The 12,345-nt window shown below is 66.3% G+C and carries 12 protein-coding genes and 1 pseudogene; 8 read left to right on the forward strand and 5 right to left on the reverse strand.

Translation table 11 applies throughout. The features are described from left to right. Nucleotides 1-12 precede the first annotated feature (12 nt). The 5 genes from ACN0RJ_RS09540 to ACN0RJ_RS09560 all read left to right on the forward strand — a co-directional run bounded on the left by ACN0RJ_RS09540 (nucleotide 13) and on the right by ACN0RJ_RS09560 (nucleotide 4,423). Entirely contained in the window at nucleotides 13-966 is a 954-nt protein-coding gene (locus ACN0RJ_RS09540) for a homoserine O-succinyltransferase (protein WP_417719163.1), read from the forward strand. A gap of 3 nt (nucleotides 967-969) precedes the next feature. Beyond that, a complete protein-coding gene (locus ACN0RJ_RS09545; protein ID WP_417724112.1) occupies nucleotides 970-1,920 on the forward strand; it encodes an alpha/beta fold hydrolase in 951 nt (316 codons plus the stop codon). A gap of 51 nt (nucleotides 1,921-1,971) precedes the next feature. Further along, on the forward strand, nucleotides 1,972-2,841 hold the full coding sequence (ppk2, locus tag ACN0RJ_RS09550) for a polyphosphate kinase 2 (protein WP_417724113.1): 870 nt from the start codon (nucleotides 1,972-1,974) through the stop codon (nucleotides 2,839-2,841). Continuing rightward, nucleotides 2,834-3,451 (forward strand): TetR/AcrR family transcriptional regulator, encoded by a 618-nt coding sequence (locus ACN0RJ_RS09555; RefSeq protein ID WP_417719160.1) that lies wholly within the window; start codon nucleotides 2,834-2,836, stop codon nucleotides 3,449-3,451. Before ppk2 ends, ACN0RJ_RS09555 begins: the two co-directional genes overlap by 8 nt. 120 nt (nucleotides 3,452-3,571) lie before the next feature. Continuing rightward, nucleotides 3,572-4,423 (forward strand): sulfotransferase family protein, encoded by an 852-nt coding sequence (locus ACN0RJ_RS09560; protein WP_417724114.1) that lies wholly within the window; start codon nucleotides 3,572-3,574, stop codon nucleotides 4,421-4,423. Nucleotides 4,424-4,484: 61 nt separating this feature from the next. On the opposite strand, the gene rpsI is transcribed toward ACN0RJ_RS09560, so the two are convergent. The 3 genes from rpsI to ACN0RJ_RS09575 all read right to left on the reverse strand — a co-directional run bounded on the left by rpsI (nucleotide 4,485) and on the right by ACN0RJ_RS09575 (nucleotide 7,014). Then, entirely contained in the window at nucleotides 4,485-4,973 is a 489-nt protein-coding gene (gene rpsI, locus ACN0RJ_RS09565) for a 30S ribosomal protein S9 (RefSeq protein WP_417724115.1), read from the reverse strand. 2 nt (nucleotides 4,974-4,975) lie between these two features. After that, the gene (gene rplM, locus ACN0RJ_RS09570; RefSeq protein WP_417719157.1) at nucleotides 4,976-5,434 is read right to left on the reverse strand and encodes a 50S ribosomal protein L13; all 459 of its coding nucleotides are present in this window, start codon (nucleotides 5,432-5,434) and stop codon (nucleotides 4,976-4,978) included. Nucleotides 5,435-5,592: 158 nt separating this feature from the next. Continuing rightward, a complete protein-coding gene (locus ACN0RJ_RS09575; protein ID WP_417724116.1) occupies nucleotides 5,593-7,014 on the reverse strand; it encodes a PLP-dependent aminotransferase family protein in 1,422 nt (473 codons plus the stop codon). 68 nt (nucleotides 7,015-7,082) lie between these two features. On the opposite strand from ACN0RJ_RS09575, the gene ACN0RJ_RS09580 reads away from it, so the two are divergent. Next, the gene (locus ACN0RJ_RS09580; RefSeq protein ID WP_417719155.1) at nucleotides 7,083-7,310 is read left to right on the forward strand and encodes a DUF1127 domain-containing protein; all 228 of its coding nucleotides are present in this window, start codon (nucleotides 7,083-7,085) and stop codon (nucleotides 7,308-7,310) included. A gap of 106 nt (nucleotides 7,311-7,416) precedes the next feature. On the opposite strand, the gene ACN0RJ_RS09585 is transcribed toward ACN0RJ_RS09580, so the two are convergent. Then, nucleotides 7,417-7,839, reverse strand: a complete 423-nt coding sequence (locus tag ACN0RJ_RS09585) for a PaaI family thioesterase (protein WP_417719154.1) — start codon at nucleotides 7,837-7,839, stop codon at nucleotides 7,417-7,419. 62 nt (nucleotides 7,840-7,901) lie between these two features. On the opposite strand from ACN0RJ_RS09585, the pseudogene ACN0RJ_RS09590 reads away from it, so the two are divergent. Next, nucleotides 7,902-8,696 (forward strand): annotated as a pseudogene (locus tag ACN0RJ_RS09590) (enoyl-CoA hydratase); the annotation flags it as partial. A 103-nt stretch (nucleotides 8,697-8,799) separates the two neighbouring features. Continuing rightward, nucleotides 8,800-9,183, forward strand: a complete 384-nt coding sequence (locus ACN0RJ_RS09595) for an excinuclease ABC subunit A (protein ID WP_417724117.1) — start codon at nucleotides 8,800-8,802, stop codon at nucleotides 9,181-9,183. Nucleotides 9,184-9,253: 70 nt separating this feature from the next. Here ACN0RJ_RS09595 and uvrA read toward each other — a convergent pair whose 3' ends face one another. Next, a complete protein-coding gene (gene uvrA, locus ACN0RJ_RS09600; protein ID WP_417724118.1) occupies nucleotides 9,254-12,130 on the reverse strand; it encodes an excinuclease ABC subunit UvrA in 2,877 nt (958 codons plus the stop codon). Nucleotides 12,131-12,345 lie beyond the last annotated feature (215 nt).

Raw genomic sequence — 12,345 nt, forward strand, 5'->3', positions numbered from 1 at the left:
AGATCGTGTCCGATGCCCATCAAACTGCCTTCCGACCTGCCCGCCTTCGATGTCCTCACCCGCGAGGGCGTCATGGTCATGCCGGAAGATGCGGCGTCGAAACAGGACATCCGGCCGATCCGCATCGCGCTTCTCAACCTGATGCCGAAAAAGATCCAGACCGAGAACCAGTTCGCCCGGCTCATCGGCGCGACGCCCTTGCAGATCGAATTCTCGCTGATCCGCATGAGCGAGCATCAGACCAAGAACACCGCCGCCGAGCACATGGAGACCTTCTACCGCCCCTTCGCCGAGGTCGAGGCGACGGGAGAGAAGTTCGACGGTCTCATCATCACCGGCGCCCCGATCGAACACATGCCCTTCGAGGACGTGACCTACTGGGACGAACTGACCCGTGTCTTCGAATGGACCCAGACCCATGTGCACGCCACCTTCGGCGTCTGCTGGGGCGGCATGGCGATGATTTCGTATTTTCACGGAGTGCCGAAACACATGCTCGACGCCAAGGCCTTCGGCTGCGTCCGGCACAGCAACCTCGCCCCGGCCTCGCCCTTTCTGAGGGGGTTCTCGGACGACATGGTGATGCCGGTGTCGCGCTGGACCGAGGTCCGCCGGGCCGAGGTCGAGGCCGCCGGACTGCCCGTGCTGATCGACAGCCCGGAAACCGGCCCCGCGCTGGTCGAGGACCCCTGCCACCGCGCGCTCTACGTCTTCAACCACTTCGAGTACGACAGCGGCACGCTGAAGGAGGAATACGACCGCGATGTCGCCTCCGGCAAACCGATCAACGTACCCGCGAACTACTATCCCGGCGACGATCCGTCGAAGGTGCCGCAGAACCGCTGGCGCAGCCATGCCCACCTGCTCTACGGCAACTGGATCAACGAGATCTACCAGACCACCCCCTTCGACCTTGCCCGGATCGGGATCGATTCCACCGACTGGCGCCGCTCCGAAAGGCCCTGACCCGTGGCAATCAGGATCCTGATATCGCTTCTGATCCTGCTCGTCGCAGGCTACGGCGTCACCCTCTGGAAGGCCGGGCGCGCCGAGGCGCGGGCCGAACGGCGCTGGCCCCCCGTCGGCAAGGTCGTGGAGGTCGACGGCCACCCGGTGCATTACGTCGAAGCCGGTGACGGCCCGCCCCTCGTGCTGATCCACGGCGCCTCCGGCAACCTGCGCGACTGGACCTTCGACGCCGTGGCGCGGCTCTCGGACCGATACCGGGTCATCGCCTTCGACCGCCCGGGGCTCGGCCGGACCCCGGCGCTGTCCGAGGACGGCGACAGCCTCGCCGACCAGGCCGCGCTCCTGTCCGCGGCGGCCGCGCGGCTCGGGGCCGAGGCACCCATCCTCGTCGGCCAGTCCTACGGCGGCGGCGTCGCCCTCGCCTGGGCCGTGCATCACCCCGACGCCCTCTCCGGCCTCGTGCTGCTCGCCGCCGTCTCGCGGCCCTGGGACACCGGCATTTCGACCTTCTACAAGGTCACCTCCGGCCCGCTCGGCCGCGCGGTCATTCCCCTGATCACCGCCTGGGTGCCAGAACGGATCGTCACCGCCAGCGTCGAGGATGTCTTCACCCCGCAAAGCGCGCCCGAAGGCTATGCCGAACACATCGCCCCCGGCCTGACCCTGCGCCGCGCCACCCTGCGCGCCAATGCGCTGCAACGGGCCGGCCTGCTGGCCGAGATCGTCGCGCAGCAGCCGCTCTACCCCTCGATCCGCGTCCCGACCGAGATCCTGCACGGCGATGCCGACACCATCGTCAGCCACGCCGTCCATTCCGTCCCGCTGGCGCGCGAGATCCCCGGCGCCGCGCTCACCATCCTGCCCGGCATCGGCCACATGCCCCAGCACGTCGCCATCGCCGAAATGGACGCCGCCATCGACCGCGTGGCCGCAAGCGCGGGTTTGCGTTGATCGTGTTCACAACCCATATTGTCAGACAAATCAACAGACAGGACTGCAGTCTTGACCCTTCCCTTTGACGGCGCCATCTCCGCCTTTTTCGAAAACGACGCCCCGAAAGACATCCGCCACGCCATCCGTCGCGCCGACAAGGACGAGATCCTGTCGACCTCCTATCCCTATTCGGAGGAAATGAAGAAAAAGGCCTACGAGAAGGAGATGGAAAAGCTCCAGATCGAACTGGTCAAGATGCAGAGCTGGGCCAAGGCGACCGGCCAGCGCATCGTCATGGTCTTCGAAGGCCGCGACGCCGCCGGAAAGGGCGGCACGATCAAGCGCTTCCGCGAAAACCTGAACCCGCGCGGCGCCCGCGTGGTGGCGCTCTCCAAACCCTCGGACACCGAGGCCACGCAATGGTACTTCCAGCGCTACATCGACCATCTCCCGGCCGCCGGCGAAATCGTGTTCTACGACCGCAGCTGGTACAATCGCGGCGTGGTCGAGCCGGTCTTCGGCTTCTGCACCAACGAACAGCGCGAACATTTCTTCGCCCAGACCCCCGATTTCGAGAAGATGCTGGTCGAGGAAGGCATCCGCCTCTTCAAGTTCTGGCTGAACGTCGGGCGCGCCGAACAGCTCCGCCGCTTCCTCGATCGCGAAAGCGATCCGCTGAAACAGTGGAAACTGAGCTGGATCGACGCCGAGGGTCTCAAGAAATGGGACGCCTACAGCGCCGCCATCCAAGAAACGCTCAGCCGCACCCATACCTCCGAGGCGCCCTGGACCGTGATCCGCTCCGACGACAAGAAGCGCGCCCGCCTCGCCGCGATCCGCCACGTGCTGAGCCATCTCGACTACGACAACAAGACCGCCAAGGCCCTCGGCGCTCCGGACACGCAGATCGCCGGCGGTCCCGAGTTATGGGATGGGTAAACGCGGCTACCACCACGGAAATCTCCGGCAGGCGCTGGTCGACGCGGCCCTCGGCCTGATCGAGGAAAAGGGCCCGACCGGCTTCACCCTGTCCGAGGCGGCAAAGCAGGCCGGCGTCACCCCCGCCGCCGTCTACCGCCATTTCGAGGGCCGCGAGGACCTCATCGCCGAGGCCGCCCGCCAGGGATACGAGATCTTCGCCGATGTCATGCAATACGCCTATGACAGCGGCCAGCCCTCGGCCCTCTCCGCCTTCGAGGCAACGGGCCGCGCCTATCTCGCCTTCGCGCGGCGCCACCCCGGCCATTACATCGCCATGTTCGAATCCGGCATCTCCGTGAACCACTCCCCAGAACTCGCGGCAATCTCGGCCCGCGCCCGCGGCGTTCTGGAAAAGGCCGCCGCCGAACTCTCCTCCCACATCCCGCCGGAAAAGCGCCCGCCCGCCGCGATGTTCTCGGCCCATATCTGGGCCCTGTCGCACGGCGTCGTGGAGCTCTTCGCGCGCAACTCGCCCGGAACCCGCTCTCCCTTCCCGCCCGAAGACCTGCTGGAATCCGGCATCGGCATCTACCTGCGCGGCCTCGGCCTGATCCCGCCCGACCGCTGACTCACGACCCGGCCTCTTCTGGCCCGAAATATCCCGGGGTGAATTGGCCGCAGGCCAAGAGGGGCAGCGCCCCCGATGCGACGACGACAAACCGCAACCCGCCCCGGCCGGAGCGCACCAATGACGAAAAAGACCTTTCTCCTCTGCACCGGCGCCGCGAAATCCGGCACGACGTGGATCCGTCGCTATCTCGGCGACAGCCCCGGCGCCGACATGGGCCGCATGGGCGAGATGCAGATCTGGGACGCGATCACCCTGCCCGCCAATGCCCGCTACCGGATTGCCGCCCCCTCGCCGCTGCGCCGCGCCGAATACGCCCTGGCCAGGGCGCTGCACCTTCCCGTGCGCGGCGAGATGTTCCGCCACGCGCTGCAATCGGACCCCGATCGCTATTTCGCGTATTTCCGAAACATCCTCGGCCGCCCCGGGATCACGCTGACCGGCGACATCACCCCCGGCTATGCCGGACTCTCCGCCGATACCCTCGCGATGATCCGGGACCGTCTTGCCGCCGACGGCATCGAAACCCGCGCGGTCTTCTCCATGCGCGATCCCGTCGAACGCGCCTGGTCGGCGCTCCGGATGCATCGCCGCAAGGGGCGGCTGCCCGCGGATCAGAGCGATGCCGACGCCTTTGTCGAACGCTACGGACCGGGCGGCACGGAATCCGAAGTGCCCTATGCGACCTCCCTCGCGAATCTCGACGCGGTCTTTCCCGAGGACAGGCTGTTCCTGACGCTGTTCGAAAGCCTGTTCCGGCCCGGGACGATCGCCGCCTTCTCGGACTTCGCGGGGGTGCCGGCCCGCGCCGATGCGGGCTCCGAGCGGGTCAACGAAGCGGCCAACGCGGCGTCGCTGCCGCCGGACCTCGCCCGCGCGGTCTTTCCCGCCTTCGCCGGCGACTATGCCGCCATCCTGTCCCGCATCCCCGAGGCGGCGCGGCTCTGGCCCCATGCCCACCTGCTGGGTTGAGGGGCCGACATGCGAAAGGGCCGCCCGAACGGACGGCCCCTTGCCTTGATCGTGAAACGTATCAGCGCTTGGAGAACTGGAAGCTCCGGCGCGCCTTGCGCTTGCCGAACTTCTTGCGTTCCACCACGCGGCTGTCGCGGGTCAGGAAGCCTGCGGCCTTGAGGGCCGGACGCAGCGCGGGATCGTAGAGCTGCAGCGCCTTCGAGATGCCGTGCTTGACCGCGCCGGCCTGACCGGAGAGGCCACCGCCCTTGACGGTTGCCATGACGTCGAATTCACCTTCGACACCGGCCACCGAGAACGCCTGGCGCAGGATCATCTGCAGCACGGGGCGGGCGAAGTAGACGTTAAGGTCCTTGCCGTTGACGGTGACCTTGCCGGAACCCGGCTTGATCCAGACGCGGGCGACCGCGTCCTTCCGCTTGCCGGTCGCGTAGGACCGGCCCAGCTCGTCACGGACGGGCTCGCGAGGGGCTTCGATGACTGCGGGGGCGGTTTCGATACCTGCCGCCGCGCCGAGCTCTTCCAGGGAATTGATCTGTTCGGCCATGATTACACCCGGGTGTTTTTCTTGTTCATCGACTTGACGTCCAGCACTTCGGGCTGCTGGGCCTCGTGCGGATGCTCGGTGCCCGCATAGACGCGCAGGTTGGTCATCTGCTGACGCGACAGGCGGTTGCCCGGAAGCATCCGCTTGACGGCCTGGACCACGACCCGCTCGGGGTGTGCGCCTTCGAGGATCTGCGCCTTGGTGCGCGACTTGATCCCGCCGGGGTGGCCGGTGTGCCAGTAGAAGTGCTCCTCGCGCTTCTTGCCGGTCATCTGCACCTTGTCGGCGTTGATGATGATGACGTTGTCGCCCATATCCATGTGCGGGGTGAACGAGGCCTTGTGCTTGCCGCGCAGACGCATGGCGACGATCGAGGCGAGACGGCCGAGAACGACGCCTTCAGCGTCGATCACGATCCATTTCTTGTCGATGTCTGCCGGAGTCGCAGAGAAAGTTTTCATCGTGGGTTGCCCTTGAGACTTGTTGAAAAGGCCCGCGAGGGGCCCAAATCCGATTGGCGGGTTATACGCGCCCAAAATCCCCAGTCAAGCACCACAAATCCGAATTACATAAGCAATTTCAATGTCTTGAAATTATGGTATCTAGATACCCCACATTTTCAGACCAGAATCTGCTCCGGCGGATCGTCCAGCAGCCGGCGCAGGCGGCCGAGCGCGTCCTCGAAGGCGGGCAGCGGCACCTGGGCGTTCATCCCGATCCGCACCGCATGGGGGGCGAAACTGTCGCGCAGGGCAAATTCCTCGGCCGCGCGCACCTGCACCCCCTGCGCCTCGGCGGCCAGGCAGAAGGCCGCCGCCCGCCAGCCCGCCGGAAGGCGCAGCCAGACAAAGGGCGCCTCCTCGTGCCAGTGCAGGTCGTGCCCGCCGAGCGCATTGACGGTCGCGCGCACGTAATCGCTGTTGCGCTGCCGGACCGCGCGCACGATGGCGCGGGTCTCGGGGCGCCGCAGCATCTCCTCGATCAGGTCGGCGAGCGGCCGCGCCAGCCCGAAGAAGCCGTATTCCGCCACGCGCCGCAGATCGCCCCTCCGCGCCTGCGGGGCGATGGCAAAGCCGACGCGCAGCGCAGGGGTCAGGGTCTTGGAGATCGACGACACGAACCAGCCACGGTCCGGAAGCAACGCGCGGTAGGTTTCGCTGCGCCCCTCGCCGAGAAAGGTGCTGTCATCCTCGAGGATGTGAAAATCGCAGCTCCGCGCGACCTCGGCAATCTCGCGCCGCCGCGCGGGTGGCGTGACCAGAGAGGTCGGATTGTGCAGCTCGGGCGAGGTACAAAGCAGCTGCGCCTCGTGCTTGCGGGCGAGATCCTCCAGCGCGCGGGGTACAATGCCCTGCTCGTCCATCGGAACGGGTACAATCTCGGCCCGCATCAATTCGGCCGCGCGGCGAAAGCCCGGGTAGCTCAGCTGCTCGACCAGGACCACCGGACGGCGCCCCCGCAGGACCGCCTGCATCACCAGCGATATCCCGCTCTGCGCGCCGTGCGACAGCACCACGTCCTCGTGCTGCACCGGGCCGAGCGGCACGCCCGCCATCCAGTCCACGACCGCCTGCCGCGCGGGGGCGAAGGCGCGGGCGCTGGGGTAGTCCAGCAGCGCCTTGCCGGGATCGGCCATGATCGCCGCGAAACAGTCCTGGATCAGCGCCACCTGCCCCAGATCCGGAATCCGTGCGGTAAAGAGGCTGACCAGCGGCGCGGTGTCGAGGGTCTCGAGCCGGCGGAATCCCTCGATCAGCGGCGGCGACGGCGCCTGTCCCTGCACGAAGGTGCCGCGACCGACCTCGGCCACCAGCGTGCCCTCGTCGGTGAGGATGGTATAGGCCCGCGCCACGGTGCCCGGCGTCATCCCCAGCCGCCAGCCGAGCTCGCGCACCGGAGGCAGTCGCGTGCCCGCCGCCAGCTTGCCGGAGCGGACCCCGCCCCGCAGCGCGACGGCCAGGGCCCGGTACTTGGGCCCCTCCTCCTGCGTTGCGAAGAGTTCGGAGATTGTATCGGTGACAATGTTTTTCTCGACGGTCATTTTAGGACAATGTATCAATAAACGGCACATAGCAAGCAAATTGTACCGATACAAAATGGAGAAGACCAATGACCCGCGCCGCCCATGCCCCGCAACTCGCCTATCTCGGAGCGCAGTCCCCCCTGCCGCTGCTTTCGGCAGTGGCGTTGCGCGCAGCGGTGGCCCTGGCCCGTTGGTCCGAGTTGTCGCGAACGCGCAAGGCGTTGAAACAGCTCGATGAACACATCCTGCGTGATGTCGGTCTGGAACGGCACGCGGCCTATACGGAAGCGCGCCGCAAGTTCTGGCAGGGCTGATTCCCCGGCCTGTCGGAACCTCTTCCTGTGGGCGCGGGCATTCCCCGCGCCCCTTTTTCGTCCCGCGTCCCGTGCCGCGATCTTTCGCCGGAATCCTGCCGCCCCCTCAGCGGGCCGGCGGAATCGAATAGGTCAGGGAGGCGTGGGCCACGGGCGCCGGGTCGCCCTCCGAATGGAGCAGCACGTCGATGACGCAAAGCGCCCGGCCCTGCTTCAGCACCCGCGCTTCGGCCAGCACATCACAGCCAGCCGCGGGCTTGCGCATGAAGTCGATGGAACAATGCGTCGTCACGGCCAGCGCCTGCGGGCCGATCGGCGCCATCGTCGCGACATAGGCCGCCACATCCGCCAGCGCGAACATCGCCGGTCCCGAGACCGTGCCGCCGGGCCGCAGGTGCCGCTCGTGCGCAAACAGGCGCATCACGACCAGCCCCTCCTCCAGACGGTCGATGCCGAACATGCCGTCGACCTGCGGAAACACCTCGTCCAGAAACGCGGTCATGCTTTCGACCGTGAACTTCAACCCCATGTCGCGAAACCCATCTCTTCCCCTTCCCTCAACGACCGCTAGACTGCGCCGAACAGGAACGGGAGGACAAGATGGCATTGCTGGAACGGAACGTCACCGACGGGGTCGCGCATCTGCGCATGAACGCGCCGGAGAAGCTCAACGCCCTGTCCGACGCCATGCTCGCCGCGCTGCAGGACCAGATCGACGCCCTGGCCGAGGATCGCGCCGTCCGCGTCGTGATCCTGTCCGGGGCCGGACGGGCGTTCTGCGCCGGGCACGATCTCGGGGAGATGCAGGCGGCGCGTCAGGCCGAGGACAGGGGCGCCGCGGCGTTCGCCGATCTCTTCGCCCGCTGCGCGCGCGTGATGACCGGGTTGCGCCGCCTGCCCCAGCCGGTCATCGCGCAGGTCCACGGCATCGCCACCGCGGCGGGCTGTCAGATGGTGGCGAGTTGCGACATGGCCGTGGCTGCCGAGGGCACGCGCTTCGGCGTCAACGGGGTGAATATCGGCCTGTTCTGCTCCACTCCGATGGTCGCGCTGACACGCAATGTCCCCGCCAAGCAGGCCTTCGAGATGCTGAGCACCGGCCGGTTCGTCGACGCACAGGAGGCGCGCGGCATGGGGCTGGTCAACCGGGTCGTCCCGGAGGAGGCTCTGGCCCGCGAAACGCAGGCCTTGGCGGAACAGGTCGCGGCCAAGCTCTCTGCCGCGGTGCGCATCGGCAAGCGCGCCTTCTACGAGCAGGGCGAGATGACCCTGGCCGAAGCCTATGAGCACACCGGGCGGATCATGGTCGAGAACATGCTCTGGCGCGACACGGACGAAGGCATTTCGGCTTTCCTCGAAAAGCGCCCGCCCGACTGGTCCGAGTGATCCGGACGTCGGCACGATGCCGCGCATGAACCGGAAATCGGGAAACCCTGCGACGGGACCGGGCGTTGGGTACGTGATACAGAGACAGGATAAGGAGACTTCCATGTTCCGCCACATCACCTTCGTCGCGCTGTCCGCCGCCGCCCTTGCCATGCCGATGGCCGCTTCCGCCGCTCCCAAGGGCTGCCCGCCCGGTCTGGCCAAGAAGAACGCCGCCTGCATGCCGCCGGGCCTGGCCAAGAAGATGGACATCCGCCGTGACCACGATCACGACCGTGACCGGGACCGCGAGGAAGTCCGCGTCATCCATCATTACCAGGTCGGCGACCGCTACGACGGCGACCGCATCATCATCCGCGACCCGTCCCGCTACGGGCTGTCGCCCGCCTATACCTACTACCGGAACGACGACATCATCTATCGCGTCGACCCGGAGACACGCCAGGTTCTGAACGTGATCGGGGCCATTTCCTCGCTGCTGAACTGAGCGACACGCGACATGAGAAAAGGGCCGCATCACCCCGTGATACGGCCCTTTTTTGCGTCCTTGGAGGAGGCTATTCCGCGGCGACCTTCCGGGCGGACAGCATCGTCTTGAGATACCGCCCGGTATGGGAGCGATCCTCTTCGGCCACCTGCTCGGGCGTGCCGGTGGCGACGATCTCGCCGCCGCCGTCCCCGCCTTCGGGGCCGATGTCGATGATGTGGTCGGCAGTCTTGATGACATCGAGGTTGTGTTCGATCACCACCATGGAATTGCCCTGCTCGACCAGTTCGTGCAGCACCTCCAGCAACTTCTTCACATCCTCGAAATGCAGGCCGGTCGTCGGCTCGTCGAGGATGTAGAGCGTGCGCCCGGTGGAGCGTTTCGCCAGCTCCTTGGACAGCTTCACGCGCTGCGCCTCGCCGCCCGAAAGCGTCGTCGCCTGCTGGCCGACCTTGATATAGCCCAGCCCCACGCGCATCAGCGCATCCATCTTTTCGCGGATGCTGGGAACGGCCTGGAAAAAGCCCTGCGCCTCTTCGACCGTCATATCAAGAACGTCGGCTATGCTCTTGCCCTTGAAGCGAACTTCCAGCGTTTCGCGATTGTAGCGCTGGCCCTTGCAGGTCTCGCATTCCACGTAGACATCGGGCAGGAAGTGCATCTCGATCTTGATGACACCGTCGCCCTGGCAGGCTTCGCACCTGCCGCCCTTCACGTTGAAGCTGAAGCGCCCCGGCTTGTAGCCGCGCGCCTTGGCCTCGGGGAGGCCCGCGAACCAGTCGCGGATCGGCGTGAAGGCCCCGGTATAAGTGGCCGGATTCGAACGCGGAGTCCGCCCGATGGGGCGCTGGTCGATGTCGATGACCTTGTCCAGATGCTCGAACCCCTTGATTGTCTCGCAGGGGGCCGGGGTTTCGCGCGCGCCGTTGAGACGCATGGCGGCATTCTTGTAGAGCGTCTCGATGGTGAGCGTGGATTTGCCGCCGCCGGACACGCCGGTCACGCAGACGAACTTGCCCAGCGGGAAATCGGCGGTCACGGACTTGAGGTTGTTGCCCGTCGCCTTGACCACCGTCAGCTTCTTGCCGCTGCCCTTGCGCCGGTCGGTGGGAACCGGGATTTCCCGTGATCCCGCAAGGTATTGGCCGGTGAGGCTCGCCGGATCGTCGGCGATGGCACGGGGGGTGCCGTGGCTCACCACCTGCCCGCCGTGCACACCCGCGCCGGGACCGATGTCGAAGACGTAGTCGGCCTGTCGGATCATGTCCTCGTCATGTTCGACGACGATCACCGTATTACCCTGATCGCGCAGGGATTTCAGGGTTCCGATCAGCCGGTCGTTGTCGCGCTGGTGCAGCCCGATCGAGGGTTCGTCGAGCACGTAGAGCACCCCGGTCAGCCCGGAGCCGATCTGCGAGGCCAGCCGGATGCGCTGGCTTTCGCCGCCAGAAAGCGTGCCCGCCGCCCGCGACATGGTGAGATATTCCAGCCCGACATTGTTCAGGAATCCAAGACGTTCGCGGATTTCCTTGAGAATGGCGCGGGCGATTTCGTTCTTCTGTCCCGACAGGCGCCCCGGTACGGTTTCGATCCAGGCATGGGCCTCCTTGATCGACATCTGCACCACGTGACCGATGTGCAGATCGGCGATCCTGACCGCCAGCGCCTCTTCGCGCAGGCGGAAACCGTGGCAGGTGCCGCAGGGGCGGTTGTTCTGGTAGCGCTCGAATTCCTCGCGGACCCAGCTTGAATCCGTTTCGCGGTAGCGGCGTTCCATGTTGGGAATGACGCCTTCGAAGACCCGGTCCACCTGGTAGACCCGGCCGCCCTCGTCATAGCGGAAGCGGATCTCCTCCTCGCCGGAACCGCGCAGGAAAACATTCCGGACGTTCTCCGGCAAGTCCTTCCAGGGGCTGGATTTCTTGAAACCGTAGTGCTTGGCGATGGATTCGATGGTCTGGAGGAAATAGGGCGACTTGCCCTTGCGCCAGGGCGCGATGGCGCCGTCCGACACCTTCAGCGTCACATCCGGCACCACGAGGCGTTCGTCGAAGAAGAGCTCGACCCCGAGCCCGTCGCAATCCGGGCAGGCACCGAAGGGGGCGTTGAACGAGAACAGCCGCGGTTCGATCTCGGGGATGGTGAAACCGCTGACCGGGCAGGCGAAATTCTCGGAAAAGGTGATGCGCTCGGGTTCGGGGGGCTCGGCCCCCTCCTCGGCGCGCGGCGCGGTTTCCAGCACGGCGATCCCCGATGCGAGGTCCAGCGCGGTGCGGAAGGAATCCGCCAGCCGGGTTTCCAGCCCCTCGCGCACGACGATGCGGTCGACGACCACGTCGATGTCGTGACGGAACTTCTTGTCCAGCGTCGGCGGCTCGTCGAGCTCGTGGAACTGGCCGTCGACCTTGACGCGCTGGAAACCCTGTTTGCGCAGTTCGAGGAATTCCTTGCGGTACTCCCCCTTGCGGTCGCGGATGATCGGGGCAAGCAGGTAGCCGCGGGTGCCCTCCTCCATCGCCATCACGCGATCGACCATGTCCTGCACCTGCTGCGCCTCGATGGGCAGGCCGGTGGCGGGGCTGTAGGGCGTGCCGACACGGGCGAAGAGCAGGCGCAGGTAGTCGTAGATCTCGGTCACGGTGCCGACCGTGGAACGCGGGTTCTTCGAGGTGGTCTTCTGCTCGATGGAGATCGCCGGGCTGAGGCCGGAGATATGGTCCACGTCGGGCTTTTCCATCATGTCGAGGAACTGCCGCGCATAGGCCGACAGCGATTCCACGTAGCGGCGCTGACCCTCGGCATAGATGGTGTCGAAGGCGAGCGAGGATTTCCCCGACCCCGACAGCCCGGTGATCACCACAAGCTCGTCGCGCGGAATATCCACGTCGATGTTCTTGAGATTGTGTTCGCGCGCACCGCGCACTTCGATCTGCTTCAGCTCTGGCATGAGACCCTCGGAAAGGAACGCTTAACACATAGGCGATCCGCGCCGGATCGCCAATCGGAAAGTGAGAACATTGAGCGAACAAGGGCCGGTCGCGACGCTGCGGAGAGCAGCGATCGGGCAGATGACGCCCGCCCTGCCGCCGGATGGCGGAAATTCGCCCGGCGTTTCGGGCAGATGGCCGCGCACGCCGCAGCGCGCTTCCGCCGACCGCCGTA

Source organism: Salipiger sp. (genome assembly GCF_048261495.1).
GTDB lineage: Bacteria > Pseudomonadota > Alphaproteobacteria > Rhodobacterales > Rhodobacteraceae > Salipiger.

What these genes read in the sequence shown, in the direction of transcription:
- ACN0RJ_RS09540 (WP_417719163.1), top strand. Translation starts at nt 13, where the DNA reads ATGCCCATCAAACTGCCTTCCGACCTGCCCGCCTTCGATGTCCTCACC.
- ACN0RJ_RS09555 (WP_417719160.1), top strand. Translation starts at nt 2,834, where the DNA reads ATGGGTAAACGCGGCTACCACCACGGAAATCTCCGGCAGGCGCTGGTC.
- ACN0RJ_RS09560 (WP_417724114.1), top strand. Translation starts at nt 3,572, where the DNA reads ATGACGAAAAAGACCTTTCTCCTCTGCACCGGCGCCGCGAAATCCGGC.
- rpsI (WP_417724115.1), bottom strand. Translation starts at nt 4,973, where the DNA reads ATGGCCGAACAGATCAATTCCCTGGAAGAGCTCGGCGCGGCGGCAGGT.
- rplM (WP_417719157.1), bottom strand. Translation starts at nt 5,434, where the DNA reads ATGAAAACTTTCTCTGCGACTCCGGCAGACATCGACAAGAAATGGATC.
- ACN0RJ_RS09575 (WP_417724116.1), bottom strand. Translation starts at nt 7,014, where the DNA reads ATGACCGTCGAGAAAAACATTGTCACCGATACAATCTCCGAACTCTTC.
- ACN0RJ_RS09580 (WP_417719155.1), top strand. Translation starts at nt 7,083, where the DNA reads ATGACCCGCGCCGCCCATGCCCCGCAACTCGCCTATCTCGGAGCGCAG.
- ACN0RJ_RS09585 (WP_417719154.1), bottom strand. Translation starts at nt 7,839, where the DNA reads ATGGGGTTGAAGTTCACGGTCGAAAGCATGACCGCGTTTCTGGACGAG.
- ACN0RJ_RS09595 (WP_417724117.1), top strand. Translation starts at nt 8,800, where the DNA reads ATGTTCCGCCACATCACCTTCGTCGCGCTGTCCGCCGCCGCCCTTGCC.
- uvrA (WP_417724118.1), bottom strand. Translation starts at nt 12,130, where the DNA reads ATGCCAGAGCTGAAGCAGATCGAAGTGCGCGGTGCGCGCGAACACAAT.